This window comes from Planctomycetota bacterium (assembly GCA_016207825.1).
In the GTDB taxonomy this organism is placed as follows: domain Bacteria; phylum Planctomycetota; class MHYJ01; order JACQXL01; family JACQZI01; genus JACQZI01.
On the sequence record JACQZI010000010.1, the window covers coordinates 64,836 to 82,406 of the forward strand.

Here is a 17,571-nt window from a genome sequence, read left to right on the forward strand (position 1 = left end):
GCTGGTTTTCCGATACTTTCCGTTATGGGTTAGGCGGAAGCGGAACCGATTTCGGCCTGCCCGGAAACTGCTGTGCCAAATCCTGATAAACGCCAGTCGAGCCCGGCACATTCGCCCGCGCCGCGGCTTTGACACTCTGGTAAAAAGCCAGGCAGTTTGTCAAGACATCCGAGCCTAAAAGGAGGTTGGTATCGTCCAAGCTTTCAAGTATTGCCTTGGCGCGCCTGAGCCTGGGGCCGATATCACGTCGCGTATGCATATCGGCGTCGAGTTCGGGGAGATTAATATATCCGGGGACGATGGAAGGAAGCTGGCTCATATAGTTGCGGCATTTCTGCACCCATTGCGCCATCTCGCTGGAGACGGAGGCATAGCGAATCCTTTCATTGGGAGTCAAGTTGATGACCTTGCCCATTAAGGTTCCTTCTATGGAAGAGAGCGCCGCATCGAGCGCGGCCAGTTGTTCCGGAGTGAACGAGACCGAGATAAGATTATCCAATGCCATAACGCAACTCCTTTCTTCTCGCCTTATCGGCGGTTACTTCAAAGCAACTATTATTAATGCACTATCACTTTAAACGGAATGGTTAATCCACCATATTTTACCATGATATCCGTCGTGCCGGGTTTTAATCCCTTTATGCTAAATTGTGTACTGCCTTGCATCAAATATTCTATGCTATCAGTCCGGTTAATATCCCAAACGGGGCTAACCTCAACCGGATTCCCAACAGTATCATACCCGTTAACGGAAAGAACCCGTTCATCGCCAACCGACATGGTGATAATCCCATTACTTATATCACCAGCCTGGCTAAGAGGGAGGCTGCTTTGATAAACGGCTAAGTAGTTTAATTTATTTTCGACCGGTATTTTTATTACATCTTTAACAGTGTAATTGGTAAAACCAACAAGCGCCACTGACGTTAACCCCAAAACCCCAAGGATACTTAATACCAATTTGGCTTTTGTCTTCATATCCATCCCTTTCTTTTAATATTCGACGTCATGGGCTCCCGATATTCCCGCTATTCAGCGGGATTCCGGTTTTTCATCTTAAGGTTAAGGCGGAATCCCTACACATGCAGCATTCTCAAATTCTAAATAAGAGCTATCCGCTATTTCTACCCCGGCACGTTGACCACCTCCAATATCATTTGCCAGTTTATACACGATGTAATACGTCTTAGAAGTGGTCGTCACCTGCCATTGCCTCATATTGAGATAACACGTGCCGTTGGTGAAGTTGCCTTTGGCGATAAAGGTATCGTTGACACTCCAAAATCCGTTGTTATCATTATCACACCAGACCTGGATTTCGATTTTGTTATCAGGACAGGGTGTGTTAACACCGGTAACGCCCTTATCAATCCTGAACCGTTTCCACTTAGCGGTGCCGGAAATAGTTGCTGCGTTAAACTTAACAAAGGCGATTGACTGCCCCATTTGAACCGGTGCATTCCCATTAGTTAAAGAAGTCCAGTTCGTGGTAGTAACCAATATCTCTGTATTATTATAATAATCCACACTCCAGTCTGATAAACTTGGGGTTTGAGTGGTATCGGATGTAGAAAAATTAGCCCTGAGCTTTATCCCGATGATATTAGTAAAGGTCGCCGGATAAGCGGCGGACAAACAGGTCCCGTACGGGACATTCGCTTGTAACAGGGAGTTATTAGAAGAACTCAGAACATCAACCGTCAAAATCGTATTAGCCGGGATAGTTCGGGTATAACCCAGAATACCCCAGTAAGCAACACCGGCAGGTGTGATGGCGATTGAGGTATACAAACCCGGATTCTTATAAGGAACTACTGTTCCGTAATAATTCGGAACGGGGTTATTCCCTGAAAACGAAATATATTGCGCATGTGTCCGCCCGCCGCCGTTGGCCGAAACGCCACCTGAATTAGTGATTTGGTTTGAAAGAAATACAATTGAACCGCCTGCTCCGCTTCCTCCACTACCACCAACAGCATGATAATCACCATTCCAACTCGATCCTCCGCCAGCACCCCCGCCACCGTTTGCGCAGACAGATGCACCTGCTACAATATCTAATGTATCTGCGGCAATTATAACCATACCCCCTCCTCTGCCACCTGACCCACCGCCTGCGGCTGCACAATAATAATCCCCATCCTCAGCTACGGCACCGCCTCCGCCACCACCGCCGGCACCCAGATAGGATAACTGGTTAAGTATAATCTCGCTTGCCGGATTTGTTCCGTTGCCACCCCCTCCTGCGGTGGCAGTCCCAGGATCACCATACAGATGAGCACCGCCGCCTCCTGCTCCCCCTCCAATTCCGGCAGGGGATTCTCCTACGCTACCATTATTCCAAGAACCGCCACCACCGCCGCCGGTAAAACCGCAACCATTCGTATGAATACCATTCGCCACATTAACTGTTACCGTACTGGTAGCGCGAAAAACCAAAACACCGCCTTTAGTCCCATCCCAAACAGAACAAGTAAGTGAGCCACCGGCATTAACCGTTACATTCGTATAATTTGGAACACGCTGAACCATTATTTTATCAAGAGTGCCGTTATATCCATTGGTTAATGCTCTATTGAGATTTAGGGTATTCACGTTGACGGAAGTTATACGGGCAAATTCATAACGCCCGACATTACCGCTTGTCCCCTTAAGGCTGATAATAATGATTTCATCGCCGACCGCCATTCCAGCGGGAACTGAGGTAACAACAATGGCTGTATCACCGCCTAAGGTATTCACCGTAGAAGTTGTATTAACCGCATCAGCCGAGGCACGATTGAAAATATCAGTATTGATATTCTTCGCGGCGACAACTGTGATTGCTCCATCCGCACCGTTTCCACAGTCAATAGGAGAATGCTCTAATTTAATATCCGCCGAACCGATGGTAGTTGTGGTATTGGAAAAAGTGCCGGAGGTGAAGGCGGTTTCGGACCAGTTATCGGCGTAAAGATTCACTCCCGCCACGGCGGGACAAAGAACGCAGAGAAATCCGATAACTAAATTTCCCCAATGCAAACTGAGGTTATGTTTCACTTCGCAATTTTTCATAAATTTTTTCCTTTCTTAAATACTTATATACCAATAAGCGAAGTCCGTTCCCAGCCTATGAGATAACCATTTTTAAAGAAATAATGATCTTCATTATTTGTATGAAGAGACACATAAACCCATTTCTGTTCCCGCCGCTCAATAGGTAATTTTGAGTCTTTAGTCGGTTCAACCCATTTAGACAAAGGCTTGCCACGAAGGGCAAGAATGTCATCCGTGGTTAAAGGGGGACAAGCTAAAGTAGTTTTACTCATAAAGACCTCCTGTTATAAGCGTCTTGTTCTTAAATAACGCCTAACGCATCACGCACAACTCATAACGCCTACATTATATAGCAAATATCGTGCCAAGTTTTCGGGAATTTGATGGAATAGTTACTATTGTATAACCCTATGTAAATAAAAAGGTTGGAAAGAATCTACTCTAAAAAAAAGGAAATGGGTTTGGATAAATTGGTGTATCCTTTGGGAACAGTTGTATTAATCAGATACAGCTTATAAATCTATCTTCAATCGTTTTATCTTCTTATGTAGCACTGCTCTGGTGCAACCAAGATGCTGTGCAATGTAAGTTATATTGCCGTTATATTGCTGAATAGATGCATTGATTATATTCCTTTCCAAACTCTCCACGGCATTCTTAAGGTAAGAGTTTTTTGAGGCGCTAAAGACCGAGACCGGTATATAACAACGGATATTTTCTGAAAGCATTTTTTCAGTAATGGTTTTAGTATCCGGATATAAAACACAGATTCTTCTTATCTCGCTTTCCAGTTCGCGGACATTGCCGGGCCAGGGATAGGCGGAGAGAAGAGCAAGAACAGAAGGAGAAAGATGAGAGATGAGAGGCGAAGGACGACCATATTTTTGCAGAAAGTGCTGGACTAATAATGGAATATCATCTTTGCGGTCACGGAGGGGCGGAAGATTTACTACGATAGTATTTATACGATAGAAAAGGTCTTCACGGAAGAATTTATTCTTAACCATTTGCTCAACATCCTGGTTAGATGCAAACACAAAGCGGGTATCAACCGGAGTAGATTTTGAAGCGCCGACTCGATAGATGAGCTTTTCTTCCAAGACCCTTAAGAGTTTTTGCTGCATAGACAAAGACATATTAGCAATTTCATCTATAAAAAGCGTTCCGCCGGAGGCGAGTTCAATATAGCCTTTTTTATCCTCATGCGCACCGGTAAAAGCACCTTTAGTATGGCCAAAAAGATGGCTTTCAATAAGAGTTTCCGGAAGCACCACGCAATTAAAAGGCAAGTAGGCTTTATTCACGCGTTGGCTATTTGTATGGATGGCATTAGCAATCAGTTCCTTACCAGTCCCGGTTTCACCCTGAATTAAAACCGGTAAATCGGTTGGGGCAATCTTTTCTATAATTTGATAAACCTCTTGCATTATCGGAGAGTTACCAATAAGAGTATATTTATCAGCCGACTTTTCGTAGCGGTCACTAAGAGTTTGAACCAAGACCTGGGGAATAAGTTTGGATTTATGTTTGGTTTTATCCTGTAATTGTTGGTAGAGCCTATCAAATTCCCGGGTTTTTTCATAGAGCCAAACCGTATCAAGTTTGGACAGTATCGGTTTAATGCGGTTTTCTATTATCCGCCCCTTATCAGGAAATCCGCAAATGTTATAACATTTGCTCAAAAGAAGCGATGCTTCACAAACAATCGCATTAAGCCTCAAACAACCGGCATCTTTAATAATATTTTTTAATCGTCTAATGGCTGGCTCAATTTGGCTTTCTAAAAGGCTAATTGTGGCGAGATGGATTTCTGCGCATAATCTTCCGCGGGGAAAATCAATCTGGTTGCTCATCTTGACACACTCGGTAAAGCACTGCTTTGCTTGTTCATATTTTTTTATTATTATAAAGTATTCTCCTTTGAAATGCGTATAGTCTATAACGCCTAAATTATTAGGTAAACACGGCAAATAAGCAGGTAATTTATTTTCAATAATTTCCTCACCTTTTTTGATTTCATTTTGATGCAAATAACAATATGCCAAGTCTATCAGCATATAACAATACGTTGTTTTATCATTAGCACGTAAGGCATTAATTGTTGAATCATAATATTGCCTTGCCGTTTGAAGCCGCTTTAAGGCTTGAGGAATATTTCCAATAAACACGAGATTACTTCCCATCAAGGAAAAAACACAGGCAACATCTAACACTGAAAACGCCTTCTTTAAGGCAATTAAATATGCTTTATGGCATAATTCTAAAGAGTGCGAATACTTTTCCAACGAATAATAAACGAGAGCTAATAACCTATATAATTGATATTCTTCATGCGGGGTATAAGAAAGCACAGGAAGCTTCTTTAAGGCGATTTCGCCAAGCCGTTTTGCTTTCATCTTTTCCTGCTTATCCGAAGCTGATTTGATTTGCTCCAGGTAATCAGACAATGGTTTTCGTTTCGGCATGGATATATTTATACAGGAAAAATGGGGAATTGTCAAGTAGGAAGGAATAGAAATCTACAAAATTTTTATGTATGTACTTCTAATATAGATATTAAAACAACCTATGCACTGAATTCCCAGGCGCACCAGTATTCGTCACAGCTACTTATAGGGACGCCTTGCCAGAATTAATAAGTCAGTGCTTTCTTTCGCCTGATTATTTGGCTTTTAGTCTTTTGTCCTGCGGCTTTGCCAAATAGTTCTGGTGGCTGACCACCTTGCCGCCGGTTTCCTGCTCCAGTTTCTCGCGGGCGACGCCGGCAACATTACCGCCGCGTTTGGCAACGCCTTTATTTTCCACAAAGCCTTTCGGATGCTTCACCTTAGCCAGCCAGAGTTTAAATGGTTCTGCCTTAGGCGATGGGATTGATTGTATAATGCGAAACATTGCTTCTGTATTAGCGCAGTCCGTTTCATATCTTTTCCCGTCTGATGATTCCAATTTCAGTTGTCGACAAAATGTCGACAACTCAGCACCTTCCTCTGTTTTTACACGGATTTTCATTTTATACCAATAATCACGCGGGTTTTCGCTTCCCGTAAGCGCCGCAACAACATCAATAACCGAGAAAAACCATTCATTATTGCAAATAATCTTGCGTATTTTTATACCGCGGAAAACAGCTATTTTCGTTACCCTGCTTGGCGAGACTGCCTGCGGATTTGCCGGCATCAATTCTTTTCCCATATATCCGCTCCTTATTTACCAAATTAAGATGTCGACTATTCTACCTTTCCCGCCAAAAGAGTCAATGATTTATCAGAGCTTAATGTTTAATAACTTAAAAGTTTAATAATTCAAAAGGCTTCTCAGGCAATACTGAATTCCCAGGCGCACCAGTGCGAATCAGGATGCTTGTCAGGCGGGCAGCATATGCACTTGGTCTTGATTCTTGGGTCAATGGTCTTGGCAAAGTTGGTGTATTCGACCAATCCGACCGGCTTACAAGGAAAATCCGGCAGGTTCTTCCGCTTCCTTGCCTCCTGCACCCGGCATTCGTTCATCCTGAAGACACATCTCGTTTCCGTCACCTCCACCACTTCCTGTTTATTAATGTAGGCGTATAGCCTGAATTGCAGAGCCTGGATAAGCGCGGGAATTCCGCCGTTGGGTTTTATATTATGCCGTTCCATTATCCGTTTCGCCTCGATGACGGTAAACTTTTCCCAGGCATTGGCGTCGAGCTTGAGCGCAATATCCATACTACACTCTTTTTCCACTTCCAAAAACCATAAACCGTCATGCGCCAGCCAGTTCTTGGCTGCATCCTGCAACATCTCAATCAACTCTTCTTTGGAACAATCATTCAGTTTCTTCATAGAGTACTTTCTTTTATAAAATTATACACTTAAATTATTTTATCTTTTTCAGTCCTCGCTGGTATCTTTTGGCTAATTTGACGTAGATGCCTTTGAGCTTGTTCCATTCTTCGGTCCTATCTCCGACGATTTTAGCCGGGACGCCGACCGCCACTTTCTTGGCCGGAATGACCTGGCGCTGCTTGACGACACAGCCTTCGGCAATGATGGCATTTTCTTCGACAACGGCCCAATCGCTGACAATCGCGCCCATCCCGATTACCGCGCTGTCTTTTATCGTGCAGTTATGTAGTATTGCCCCATGCCCGACATTTACCTGATTGCCGACCAAGCAGGTTTCATCAGGACGGGCGTGCAGGACGCAGTTTTCTTGTATTGCGGATTCGTTTCCGATGCGGATGGAGCCGTAATCGCCTTTTATCCGTGCGCCCGGGCCGATGTAGCATTTATCCCCGATAATGACATCACCTATGACATCCGCGCTTTCGGCGATATAGGTGTCATTTCCTATTTTAGGAGACTTGCCTTCAAACTCGTATAATGCCATAACAAATACTGATGATAAATCACTTTTAAAATACTATGTTTTTACGCTTTATGAATCTTATCATAAGCCCGGCAGAAAGGGCAATATTTTTCTATTACTTTCATTATCCGGGAATAAAGCGAACCGGAAATGACCGCCGCACAATGCACAACGGGAATATCCGGACGCCTTTAGCATCACAATATTTTCTAAGGAATCAACACTGCGGCAGAAATAACCGTGGTCCAAAACCCTTTCTTGCCGATAGCCGACTGTGTGCAATTAGTGGTTTTAACAATCTGTCCGCTGATTTTCCATATCTCTTTTTTCTTATCCCAATTTGCTTCAGTATCGAATTTAAGCCCCAAAGTCGAGGCCAACATGGAAGCGGCCAAATCCTCAGCATAATCACCCGTTTCTTCTTCTGTTTTGCCGAAATCATGATGCTCTGAAAGGTAGCCATGCTGATTTCTGTCTGTAGGGATAGCCAATCCGATAGAAGCTGAAATAAGCCGGTGGTGCTCATTGCTTTTATTGCGCGCAAGGACACAAAAAGTGGCCTGACCGTCCTTAAATTTGCTCAACCCTCTCTCGCGCGACACCAATACGCAATAAGGAGGGAATATACTGGACACATTTACTAGATTAAGAGGAGCGATTTTAGCGTCACGCAAAGCCTCCTCAAAACTAGCAAGCTCTTCTTTATGCCTGCCTATCCCTTTGGTCAGGAAAATCGCTCTTGGAACAAAAGACATCTGATTATCTTTATTATTTGTCCGACTTTATTTTGAATATGCCGCAAATAATTAATGGCAGTCATGCTGAACACAGGAATTTTCCACGGTAATTTCCTCAAGGCCGCCTTTGGAAAACTGACCGGCGACATCAGCCACGGTGCCCTTAACCGCCCGATACGCTTTAATCCCTCCCTCGTTCAGTTTCATAACTGCACGTGCGCCCATTCCGCCGCAAACCACCGCATCGATTTCCTTGCCGTTTAGCGCGCTCATCGGCTGGCACATGCCATGCGAATGATGCTCATTAGCGTTCTTGATTACTTCAACTGCGTCCTTTTCGGTATCATAAATGGTAAAATAAGGCGCGCTCCCGAAATGCCCATAAACCTGTGCTTGCTTGCCCTCTTTTGTTTCTGTCGGTATACATATTTTCATATATTTCCTTTCTTATATGTTATTAAATTCATAATGGTTATTTTAGCCATCCCAGTTTCGCAAAACCTAACCTGGCAAATACGCATAAGACCAGGATTAATCCGAATACACCCACAAGCGACGGCCCGACCGGATAGCCTTCCTGCCCGGTGGTGGAAAACCACAATCCGGCGACGATGGCAATAAACGAAACGCCCCAACCAAAGAGAAGCTGGTAAATAAACCTCCGGAAAAACATCAAGGCGCAGACATTGGGAATAATCAGGAAGCTAAAGACCACCAATACCCCGGCTATCCCGACCGATTGCGTTACCATCAAACCGAACGAGGCATAGAACAGGAAATCCCACCAGCGCACTGACATGCCGGCTTGCTCCGCCCGCTTAACATCGTCAGATATAGCAAAAAACTTCTTGCGGAAGAAAAAGTGAACCACGCCAAGCACGAAATAAAGCAGGAATATCTTTAAAACATCGCTTCCGTTAGCGAACAGGATATTCCCGACGAGCATTTCCTCCATCTTTTCGTGCCCGTGCGGCGCCTTGCTCAGGATAAGCACGGCAAGGGCAGCCGAAACCACATAGACAATCCCGATAATCGCCTCGTGCGGAACGCGCTCGTCGCGGAAACGGCTTAAGGCAAAAAGCGCGGCGGCCAGGAAGGCAAACGCCAAGGTAAGTATATAAGGGAAATGAGCCTGCAGAAAACCGGCAAACGACCGGACCGCAACCGCGTCGTGGTCAGGCGCTTCCATTCCTAAAATCGGCATGAGAAGCAACGCCAGGACTCCGCCCAATGCGGCGGTTTGCGCCAGCGCCAAATCCACGAATATCACGCCGCGCTTGACGACATGCAATCCCATATAACAGTGCAGAGCGGTGATGACCAGGCAGGCTAAAAACGGATACATCAAAACGTCTAACATATTTATTTCTCCATGCTTTTATTAACTGCTCACATCCCCTGTCATTCCGTGCTTGCCTCCTTTGGCAAGCCCCACAGGGGCACGGTGTTGCCTCGCCTCTGGCGGGACACGGAATCCAGAAGAATAGATTCCCGCTTTTGCGGGAATGACAAGGTAAAATTATTTCTCCATACTTTTAACGAATTTAGTGATTATATTATCAATCATTGAGACATAATCCTTGGCTGATTCGTCTCCGCCGACCGAATTGGTAATAACAACTATCTTAATACCGGTTTTTTCGGCAATCAAATCAGGGGCTTTACAACTGTAATAGTTTTCCATGATGAGGGCTTTTATCTTTTCCTCGTTCACTTTCTTGATAACCGCCACAAGGTGGTTGGGGCTGGGCGGAATTCCCGGCTTGGGTTCAAGCTCTTCCGCAACAACCAATCCGAACCGATTGGCGAAATAAGATAAACTGCGATGATAGGTGATTATCTTTGAGCCGCGATACGCCCTCATTTTGCCGGCCCATCCGCCAAGTGTAACCGACGGCTTGTCTTGCTTTTTGCGTTCCGTGTTCGTTTCGGTTATAAACTCATCCAGCTTGCCGGCCAGTTCCAATTCCCAGAGCCTGTCTGCCGACGAGGCAGGCTTATCTCCTGATATTTCCTTAACCAGTTCGGCACCGAACATTGCTTCGTCTATCTTTTTAATAAAGGCATTGCAATTCTTATCAATGCCTCGACACTGCTCGGCATTCTCCGCAAGTAGTTTCTTTAGGCGTTCGGCAATGCTTTTGGCAATGATACGCCCGTTATAAGGGTCAAGCCAGTAATGGGGATTCCCCAAAGGATGAACGTCTCCCATGGAACGGTCAACCTGTTTAGTCGGAACTTCCAAAAGCAGAATGTGTTCCGAGGCATCCAGATGGCCGGTTTCACCTACCTTGATTTTCGGATTGCGCGAGCCTTCAAGAATAGGGGCTTCATAGCCGACTTCCAATTCGCGCCCGATTCTAATCCAAAGGTCGGCATCGCGCGCCCAAGTCATAAAAACCGGTTTCGCCTGGATAAAATGCGGGTCTTGCCCTCCCTGGCAAACGCTCTTTACATTGACGAAATCCCCGCCGATTGACTCGGTAATGGATTTTAGGTCCGTGGTGGTTGTTACCACATTCAGCTTTTTCTCCTCAGCCCAAATATTCAATAAGCCAATGACCAATAGCCCAATGACCAATAAGCATAGATATTTGTTTTTCATAATCCAATCCTCCCCTATAACACTAAAACACGAAAATGAACACCTGAAAACACAGAACTAATTTCGTGCTTTTGCGTCTCTTTCATATTTTCGTGTTTAAAACTTATGCGCCCCGTGCGCACCCAGAGAAATCTGCAATTGGATATAAAATTCATTAACCCATTCATCCGCCCCGGAGAGCTCATAATTCCCGCGGTTATACTGCATTCTTATTCTTGAGAATTCTGTCAAAGACCAATCCGTCATCAGGGACATACGGCTGCTTGCATCCGGGGATTCGGATGTCCCGTCAGGCGAGTTTATTTCATTGCTTAATCCGATTTGCTCCCAGCGCAGGCCTATGCGCCACCTTTCGAAAAGGCCGTAAGTTGCCTGCAGGTAATAACCGTCCTGTTTTTCCATTTTATGCTTTCCGATAAGCGCGGCATTCAGGTCATGGCTTTTCACGGTCAGGTCTTTTTGGCGCTGTAAGTATTCACCCTGGAAAGTGATATCCCCTTTGCCGTAAGCGCGCAGGTCATCATATTTATAGACGAAATCGGCTCCGTAAAACTTGCTATAGCCGTTAAGCCAATGGTCCATAGTCCCGTCCGTATTTCCGTCGTGTTCTTCCTGATGAGCGCCTTTGCCGGCAAAGATACCAAACTGCATGGCGTGATTGGGATTATCTATATTCGGCGCGAATTTCAGCCAGCCGGTAAAGACACGCGGACCGGGCTTATTAGGTAAGCCGTCATTTGTGCCAAGATAATTAAACATAGTCTCATTATTACCCTGAAAAGCCTCTGCCCCGGCAAGCAGATAGAAACCGGTCGGCGCCAGCCAGGACACCTGAACGCCTTTGTCATTTAAGCCATGCTGCCCCAAGGTTAAGCGATACATTAACGGTTGGTCGCTGAAATCCCAGGAGTGGGCATGCTGCGGATTAAGCCGCCCGATATCGCTGAAGAATTTTCCCGCCTTTACCTGTAAGCCGTGAGGCAAAGCCGTAGTCTGGATTACCGCTTCCTCCATTTCCGCGCCTTCCTCTTCAATCGCGGCAATGCCCCATCCCTTAAAATACGGGTCGGCATTTGCGGAAAAATACAGCTCCATGTGACTAATATTGAAACCTTTGTCAGGCCCGTGCTCATGGCCTTCGGCACATTCATGCCCAAACCCTGATACTTCTTCAAAGATATGGGCAATCCCTTCACGAGAAGTATCGCCATGGTAAAAACCGTCGATTATCAGCGAGATATCCGGGTTTAAACTCTGGAAGTAGCCTCCGCCTTGCCTGGTTGTTTGGATAGCCGGCTCATCGTCGGATAACAGCCTGCTGATTTCCGATTCCAGGTCTTTATCGTTATCCTCACCCATGGCAGGCAAACCGCTTAATAAAATTATAATTAATCCTAAGACAATGAATCGCATAAATATACTCCTTGACTTGTAAAATAGATAGAAACAATCCAGGAATTATTCTTTGCGGATTAAATAACCGGAGGACCTCTAATCGGTTTGATGACCAGGAGTTCACGAGAATTGATTATTTCAGGGGTAACCGTGATTGATTCGCCGTTTTGACAACAAGAACCGCTCATCTGAACCGGTTCATAAGTTATCTGATAGCCTGATATCGAGTTGCATATCTGGCAATTATGCGCGTCATGTGAAGAATGCGTATGATGATGCTCCGGATTGCCGCATGGCTTATCAGGAGAGCAAGCCTGGGTTAAAGATGTTTCGGGGTCTTGGGTTGCATTTTCGCAAACAGTGCAATAAGATTGAGCGGACGTTTCTAAAAGATGAAAAACACCTTCCAGGAGAACTAAACAGTATAGTAACAAGACAAGAGGTATTATTTTTTTCATACTATTTATTTGTTATTATAACCATGCCCCTGAACAAAGTCAAGCAAAATTCATTTCATGCGGTATAACTTGACAGATTACGTAATTTTTATAGTAATACTATCATGATAAATTATCCGGAGGAGGTAAAGAAACTTGGCTGGCTGAAACAATATTTCAGCAAAAACATTATTTTCCATATCCTGGGCATTTTTACATTTATTCTATTTCTCGGTTATCTTTCTTTCGTTTCATCTGCGAACACAACCAAAAACGGAGTAAAACAAACCGTGACATCGTCAGCTGGAATATTCAGCCATCTCATCAGCAACTATTTCACGGAAGACTTAAGCTGCGTCAATTCACATTTAAAAATATTTGATTATGCGGGAATCGCGAAAAGGCAGGATAAAAAAAGGGCGGCCGATTTAGCCAAACAAATTCTTACCCGTCATAACAAATTCACTTATATTATTTATTGCGATAAAAACGGGAAAACCTGGCATAGCGAACCCGGTAATATTATACCAGCTAATTACAATATTGACCGTGAAGCATGGTTTTCAAAGGCTTTAAAAACCTCTAACCCGTATATAGCAAAAACAACTGTCGGGCGGCAAAATTCCTTCGCGCTCATAACCCCTTATTATGAAAATAACCAGCTGCTCAATATTATAGTTACCGGATACAAACACTCTTTCCTTTCTGAATTATTGCTGGAATACGGCACTGACGCACAGATTTCATTCTGTATCTTTGACGACACCGGTGATGTAATCTTTAACTCGGAGCCTTCCCAGGAAAATATTGCCGATTACCCGGCAGTTAAGAAAGCGCTGGCCGGCAACAGCGGCACGGAAGAATTCGTTTTCGCCCCCTATAAAAACGAAAGGATTATCGCGGCGTATTCACCGCTCAAGGAATTAGACCTCGGTATATTCGCTTACCAGACAACGCGCACGGCTTACCGCCCTTTCCGCCTGCAAATAGTGCAAATGATAATACTGCTTTTTTTATTCTTCATACTGGCAAGCATTGCCGCAATCACGCTGATTAACATCTCGCAGAGAAACAGGAACCTTTATGAGCAAACGTCCAAACACGCCGATGAGTTGAATATCCTTTACAAAATATCGCGTGTGGCAACGGAATCATTGAAATTAAGCGAAGTTTTAAACAATTCGTGTAACGAAATCATGGAACTTCTCGGAATGGATGTAGTCGCAATATATCTATATGAGGAAAACATAAAGCGCCTGGCCTTGAAAAGTTACTGCGGCCGTGTAAAAGCGGCTTCGGCCGGGCTGATACAAAGTGGAACGATATTAGAACCGACCAAAGGCATAACAGGGGAAGCTTTTACCACGGGCAAACTGGTCGTCTGTGATGACCTGGGAACGATTTCTTCTACCCCATTTGCAGCCGGGCTTAAAAAGGAAGGTTTCAAAACAGCCATGGCAATTCCTATCAAAGGACGCCTTAAAATATACGGCGCGATGATTGTTTCGATTAAAATAACACGCCCGATAACACCGGCGGAAAAAGAGATAATCAAGGTCATCGGCACAATCATAGGCAACGCCATTGATAATATCAACGCATTGGAATACGATAAAGAACTCCAGAAAGAGACTCGTAAAAATCAGCAGTTGAAAACCGATTTCATTTCCATGATTTCCCACGGATTGCGTACGCCATTAAACATATTAAAGGAGGAAATCTCGCATACACTGGCAAACCCGTCGGGCACAATGGGACAAGATATTGCCCAGCACCTGTTATCCGTAAGGATGGAATTGGAAAGGCTGACGCACCTCGCAAATAATCTTTTATCATTTTCCCTGCTTGAATCGGGTAATATAGAACTTAAACAACGCTCTCTGGATATTAATACACTATTCAAAAACGCCATCGCATTGCTTAATCCTTACGCCACAGTTAAGAAGGTTGCAATTAATACCGATATTCCGGAAAATCTTCCCAACGCCATGGCAGATATTGACCGGATATTCCAGATAGTCGTTAATCTCATCGATAACGCCATCAGGTTTAACCGGGAAAGCGGATGGGTATCGATTAAAGTGAAACAAATAGAACAGAAATCGCTGGAAATCAGGATAACCGATACCGGACAGGCCTTCCCTGATGAAGAAACCGTGAAACTGATGAAAGAACCGATAGAACAGATTTTAGACAAGCAAAAAGGCGTAAGGTTTGAACTCTTTGCCGGCAAGAAAGGCGTGAGACGCCTGGAATTGGTAATGAATAAACTTATCATCGAACTCCATAGGGGAAAATTCTGGACAGAAAGCACGCCTGAAGGAAACGCCAGTTTTTGCTTCACTTTGCCGATACATTTGGTATAATATCCCTCGTTCTTTGTGATTATAAGGGCGGTTAGTTCAGTGGTAGAACGCTTCGCTTACACCGAAGAGGTCGCAGGTTCGAGTCCTGCACCGCTCACCATTAAAATAAATGGCCGTCCCGACCGAAAGTATCGGGACACCGTTCATATAATCTAACTGAGAATCTCGTTTGACATATCAATGCGCATTTTACATATACTTACCGAATGGAAATGGACTGGGCTTTCAGAGCCCGTCTTCAATCTCGCCTCGTCATTAAAAACCTTTGGCCATGATATAATATTCGCCTGCCTGCGTCCCGCGGACAGGCAGGCCTGCCTGGAAACGCCCAAGCAAAACAAAGGAAGCCAATATTTACCGGAACGCCTGCTGGAAAAAGGAATCGAAACCATATTCTTAAAGCACCAGGGCAAACTCACCGCGCTTTTCTCACTGATTTCCAATATTAATAAGATAGAAAAGCTTATCCAAGAACGGAAAATAGATATCATCCACACCCATAACAACCTAACCCACTTTATCGCGGCAAAAGCGATACGCCACATAGAAAAACCACCGAAAATTATAAGGACTAACCATAAAGGCATCCCTCTCATGCCGTCTTTGATTACCAACTGGCTCATCCGGAATAAAACCGACGTCTACACCACCCTTTCAAAAGGACTGTTGCTGGTGGACAGGGAAATGTTTAACATTCCTCCGGAGAAAAGCTGGCATGTCGAAGGCGCGATTAACCTGGAAAGGTTTAATCCGGTGAATGTAACCAAAAACCTTCGCGCTGAATTTGGGATTCAGGATAACGACATCGTATTCGGCGTGGTTGCCCGCATCCAGCGCCACCGCCGTTTCGAAATACTCCTTGCCGCTTTTTACAAGCTGGTTAAGGAATTCCCGAATCTCAAACTGCTCGTCATCGGACGAGGAACCCATCAGCATGAGCTTCTTACAGAACCGGTAAAAGAGCTGGGATTGAAAAAGAATATCATCCATGCAGGCTACCGAAAAGATGATTACGTTAATGTAATCGCCATGATGGATGCCGGGATATTCCTGGTGCCCGGCTCGGATGGTTCCTGCCGCGCGGCGCGCGAGATGATGGCGATGGGCAAACCCCTTATCGTATCGCGACGCGGAATCCTTCCGGAACTTATCCAAAATAATCTTAACGGTTTAGTTATTGACGATACGATTGAAAACCTTATTAATGCCGTAAAACAACTGATAAACAACCGTGCTCTTATCACCCAATACGGCAAGGCCGCCCGCGCCAGGGCAATTGAAAACTTCTCGCTCGATAAACAAGTAAAACAGATTGAACAAATATACCAATCAGTCCTGCCTGCCGGCAGCCAGCAGGTCGCCCCTTGATGGACAGGCAGGTTTAACATAATTATTTTATTGATTCCGCCTTAAACAAAAGCTATATTAAGCCCCATAACATTTTTATATGAAAATTATCGCCATTGAAACATCCGGGATAAAAGGCGGAGTGGCTTTGATGGACTGTCCCATTCCAACTGTCCCGATGAAATCGGGATTAATCGGGCGTCCCCGAACCACGCATAAGCGGGGTGAGCGGGGTACCGCCACAGGACGCACCACGGAATACCGATTTACCAAAGGCATGGTGCACGGGAGATACCTCGTCCCGGCAATACAGAAAGGACTCAAAGAACTCAAATGGAAAACATCTGATATCGATATGATAGCGGTCGATATCGGTCCCGGCTCCTACACCGGCTTACGGGTCGGCGTGGCAACCGCCAAGACATTAGTTTATACATTAAACAAGCTGAGACATAAAAAAACTGTTTTGACTACGGTTGTTTCTCTGGATGCCATGGTGAAAAATATCCGCCAAGACTATAAGTTTATCTGCCCGATGATAGACGCGCGCTGGAACCAGGTTTACAGCGCCATATATAAAAACACCAACGGGATTTATAAAAGGATATCCGATTACCTTGCTATCAGACCGGAAGAATTAGTAAAACGATTACCGCCGGAGGTACATATTTTCGGGGACGGATTAACCAGACCTGCCCGACCTGACGACCGTTCAGGCGGGTACAAGGATATATTCAAAGGCAAGGGAATTACTTTCGGCGATGAAAAGACCTGGTATCCGCGGCCGAAATATATTGCCCAACTCGGGCTGGAAGAGTTTAATAGGGGAAAGAAAACGGACCCGATAAAACTGGTGCCGTTGTATTTAAGATTGACCGAAGCAGAAATGAAGAAAAAGATATGACCACAGAGAACACAGAGAAAACCTATTTATTTAAAGATATAACCGATAAGATTATCGGGGCAGCAATAGAAGCCCATAAAATATTAGGTCCAGGATTGCTAGAAGGAATTTATGAAGCAGCGCTAATCAGGGAATTCGCCCTGCGAAATATTAAATACGAACAGCAAAAAGAAATAGCATTAACGTATAAAAACTCTAATATAGGAAACCATAGGATTGATTTATTAGTTGAAAACGAAATTATCGTAGAATTAAAATCCGTGGAAGAATTACACCCTATTAATGATGCGCAACTTATAACCTATCTTAAAACGACCGGTAAAAGAGTCGGCTTATTAATAAACTTTAATGTTAATCGCCTTAAAGACGGAATTAAAAGAATTATAGTTTAGCT

General features: G+C 44.5%; 18 protein-coding genes and 1 tRNA gene. 5 read left to right on the forward strand and 14 right to left on the reverse strand.

The window, feature by feature from the left end:
* Window positions 1-22 precede the first annotated feature (22 nt).
* From HY811_05065 to HY811_05130, 14 genes are all read right to left on the reverse strand, one after another.
* Window positions 23-505: a hypothetical protein gene (locus HY811_05065; GenBank protein MBI4834170.1), complete on the reverse strand. Its 483-nt coding sequence runs from the start codon at window positions 503-505 to the stop codon at window positions 23-25.
* A 53-nt stretch (window positions 506-558) separates the two neighbouring features.
* Window positions 559-978, reverse strand: a complete 420-nt coding sequence (locus tag HY811_05070) for a hypothetical protein (protein ID MBI4834171.1) — start codon at window positions 976-978, stop codon at window positions 559-561.
* A gap of 84 nt (window positions 979-1,062) precedes the next feature.
* Window positions 1,063-3,054: a hypothetical protein gene (locus tag HY811_05075; GenBank protein ID MBI4834172.1), complete on the reverse strand. Its 1,992-nt coding sequence runs from the start codon at window positions 3,052-3,054 to the stop codon at window positions 1,063-1,065.
* 23 nt (window positions 3,055-3,077) lie between these two features.
* Window positions 3,078-3,308, reverse strand: a complete 231-nt coding sequence (locus HY811_05080) for a hypothetical protein (GenBank protein MBI4834173.1) — start codon at window positions 3,306-3,308, stop codon at window positions 3,078-3,080.
* A 240-nt stretch (window positions 3,309-3,548) separates the two neighbouring features.
* On the reverse strand, window positions 3,549-5,501 hold the full coding sequence (locus HY811_05085) for a sigma-54-dependent Fis family transcriptional regulator (GenBank protein ID MBI4834174.1): 1,953 nt from the start codon (window positions 5,499-5,501) through the stop codon (window positions 3,549-3,551).
* Between the two features lie 196 nt (window positions 5,502-5,697).
* Window positions 5,698-6,213, reverse strand: coding sequence for a Bro-N domain-containing protein (locus HY811_05090; GenBank protein ID MBI4834175.1), 516 nt, complete (start codon window positions 6,211-6,213; stop codon window positions 5,698-5,700).
* 137 nt (window positions 6,214-6,350) lie between these two features.
* The gene (locus HY811_05095; protein MBI4834176.1) at window positions 6,351-6,860 is read right to left on the reverse strand and encodes a hypothetical protein; all 510 of its coding nucleotides are present in this window, start codon (window positions 6,858-6,860) and stop codon (window positions 6,351-6,353) included.
* A 34-nt stretch (window positions 6,861-6,894) separates the two neighbouring features.
* Window positions 6,895-7,407, reverse strand: a complete 513-nt coding sequence (locus tag HY811_05100; GenBank protein ID MBI4834177.1) for a gamma carbonic anhydrase family protein — start codon at window positions 7,405-7,407, stop codon at window positions 6,895-6,897.
* A 188-nt stretch (window positions 7,408-7,595) separates the two neighbouring features.
* Window positions 7,596-8,141, reverse strand: coding sequence for an arginine decarboxylase, pyruvoyl-dependent (locus HY811_05105; GenBank protein MBI4834178.1), 546 nt, complete (start codon window positions 8,139-8,141; stop codon window positions 7,596-7,598).
* 51 nt (window positions 8,142-8,192) lie between these two features.
* Entirely contained in the window at window positions 8,193-8,558 is a 366-nt protein-coding gene (locus HY811_05110) for a NifB/NifX family molybdenum-iron cluster-binding protein (GenBank protein ID MBI4834179.1), read from the reverse strand.
* Window positions 8,559-8,595: 37 nt separating this feature from the next.
* Window positions 8,596-9,483: a metal ABC transporter permease gene (locus HY811_05115; GenBank protein ID MBI4834180.1), complete on the reverse strand. Its 888-nt coding sequence runs from the start codon at window positions 9,481-9,483 to the stop codon at window positions 8,596-8,598.
* A 159-nt stretch (window positions 9,484-9,642) separates the two neighbouring features.
* The gene (locus HY811_05120) at window positions 9,643-10,728 is read right to left on the reverse strand and encodes a zinc ABC transporter substrate-binding protein (protein ID MBI4834181.1); all 1,086 of its coding nucleotides are present in this window, start codon (window positions 10,726-10,728) and stop codon (window positions 9,643-9,645) included.
* A 96-nt stretch (window positions 10,729-10,824) separates the two neighbouring features.
* Window positions 10,825-12,141: a zinc-regulated TonB-dependent outer membrane receptor gene (locus HY811_05125; GenBank protein MBI4834182.1), complete on the reverse strand. Its 1,317-nt coding sequence runs from the start codon at window positions 12,139-12,141 to the stop codon at window positions 10,825-10,827.
* A gap of 59 nt (window positions 12,142-12,200) precedes the next feature.
* Entirely contained in the window at window positions 12,201-12,581 is a 381-nt protein-coding gene (locus HY811_05130; protein MBI4834183.1) for a hypothetical protein, read from the reverse strand.
* A gap of 104 nt (window positions 12,582-12,685) precedes the next feature.
* On the opposite strand from HY811_05130, the gene HY811_05135 reads away from it, so the two are divergent.
* The 5 genes from HY811_05135 (at window position 12,686) to HY811_05155 (ending at window position 17,569) form a co-directional block, all read left to right on the forward strand.
* Entirely contained in the window at window positions 12,686-14,926 is a 2,241-nt protein-coding gene (locus tag HY811_05135; protein ID MBI4834184.1) for a GAF domain-containing protein, read from the forward strand.
* 25 nt (window positions 14,927-14,951) lie between these two features.
* A tRNA-Val gene (locus HY811_05140) sits at window positions 14,952-15,026 on the forward strand.
* 80 nt (window positions 15,027-15,106) lie between these two features.
* On the forward strand, window positions 15,107-16,294 hold the full coding sequence (locus tag HY811_05145; GenBank protein MBI4834185.1) for a glycosyltransferase family 4 protein: 1,188 nt from the start codon (window positions 15,107-15,109) through the stop codon (window positions 16,292-16,294).
* Between the two features lie 79 nt (window positions 16,295-16,373).
* Complete coding sequence (gene tsaB / locus HY811_05150) at window positions 16,374-17,177, forward strand: tRNA (adenosine(37)-N6)-threonylcarbamoyltransferase complex dimerization subunit type 1 TsaB (GenBank protein ID MBI4834186.1); 804 nt, start codon at window positions 16,374-16,376, stop codon at window positions 17,175-17,177.
* Window positions 17,174-17,569: a GxxExxY protein gene (locus HY811_05155; GenBank protein ID MBI4834187.1), complete on the forward strand. Its 396-nt coding sequence runs from the start codon at window positions 17,174-17,176 to the stop codon at window positions 17,567-17,569. Before tsaB ends, HY811_05155 begins: the two co-directional genes overlap by 4 nt.
* Window positions 17,570-17,571 lie beyond the last annotated feature (2 nt).

Bases quoted from the DNA above. Each gene is read 5' to 3' on its own strand.
- HY811_05125 (MBI4834182.1), bottom strand. From the start codon at position 12,141: ATGCGATTCATTGTCTTAGGATTAATTATAATTTTATTAAGCGGTTTG.
- HY811_05085 (MBI4834174.1), bottom strand. From the start codon at position 5,501: ATGCCGAAACGAAAACCATTGTCTGATTACCTGGAGCAAATCAAATCA.
- HY811_05065 (MBI4834170.1), bottom strand. From the start codon at position 505: ATGGCATTGGATAATCTTATCTCGGTCTCGTTCACTCCGGAACAACTG.
- HY811_05120 (MBI4834181.1), bottom strand. From the start codon at position 10,728: ATGAAAAACAAATATCTATGCTTATTGGTCATTGGGCTATTGGTCATT.
- HY811_05070 (MBI4834171.1), bottom strand. From the start codon at position 978: ATGAAGACAAAAGCCAAATTGGTATTAAGTATCCTTGGGGTTTTGGGG.
- HY811_05080 (MBI4834173.1), bottom strand. From the start codon at position 3,308: ATGAGTAAAACTACTTTAGCTTGTCCCCCTTTAACCACGGATGACATT.
- HY811_05100 (MBI4834177.1), bottom strand. From the start codon at position 7,407: ATGGCATTATACGAGTTTGAAGGCAAGTCTCCTAAAATAGGAAATGAC.
- HY811_05095 (MBI4834176.1), bottom strand. From the start codon at position 6,860: ATGAAGAAACTGAATGATTGTTCCAAAGAAGAGTTGATTGAGATGTTG.
- HY811_05145 (MBI4834185.1), top strand. From the start codon at position 15,107: ATGCGCATTTTACATATACTTACCGAATGGAAATGGACTGGGCTTTCA.
- HY811_05105 (MBI4834178.1), bottom strand. From the start codon at position 8,141: ATGTCTTTTGTTCCAAGAGCGATTTTCCTGACCAAAGGGATAGGCAGG.
- HY811_05115 (MBI4834180.1), bottom strand. From the start codon at position 9,483: ATGTTAGACGTTTTGATGTATCCGTTTTTAGCCTGCCTGGTCATCACC.
- HY811_05130 (MBI4834183.1), bottom strand. From the start codon at position 12,581: ATGAAAAAAATAATACCTCTTGTCTTGTTACTATACTGTTTAGTTCTC.
- HY811_05110 (MBI4834179.1), bottom strand. From the start codon at position 8,558: ATGAAAATATGTATACCGACAGAAACAAAAGAGGGCAAGCAAGCACAG.
- HY811_05155 (MBI4834187.1), top strand. From the start codon at position 17,174: ATGACCACAGAGAACACAGAGAAAACCTATTTATTTAAAGATATAACC.
- tsaB (MBI4834186.1), top strand. From the start codon at position 16,374: ATGAAAATTATCGCCATTGAAACATCCGGGATAAAAGGCGGAGTGGCT.
- HY811_05090 (MBI4834175.1), bottom strand. From the start codon at position 6,213: ATGCCGGCAAATCCGCAGGCAGTCTCGCCAAGCAGGGTAACGAAAATA.
- HY811_05075 (MBI4834172.1), bottom strand. From the start codon at position 3,054: ATGAAAAATTGCGAAGTGAAACATAACCTCAGTTTGCATTGGGGAAAT.
- HY811_05135 (MBI4834184.1), top strand. From the start codon at position 12,686: ATGATAAATTATCCGGAGGAGGTAAAGAAACTTGGCTGGCTGAAACAA.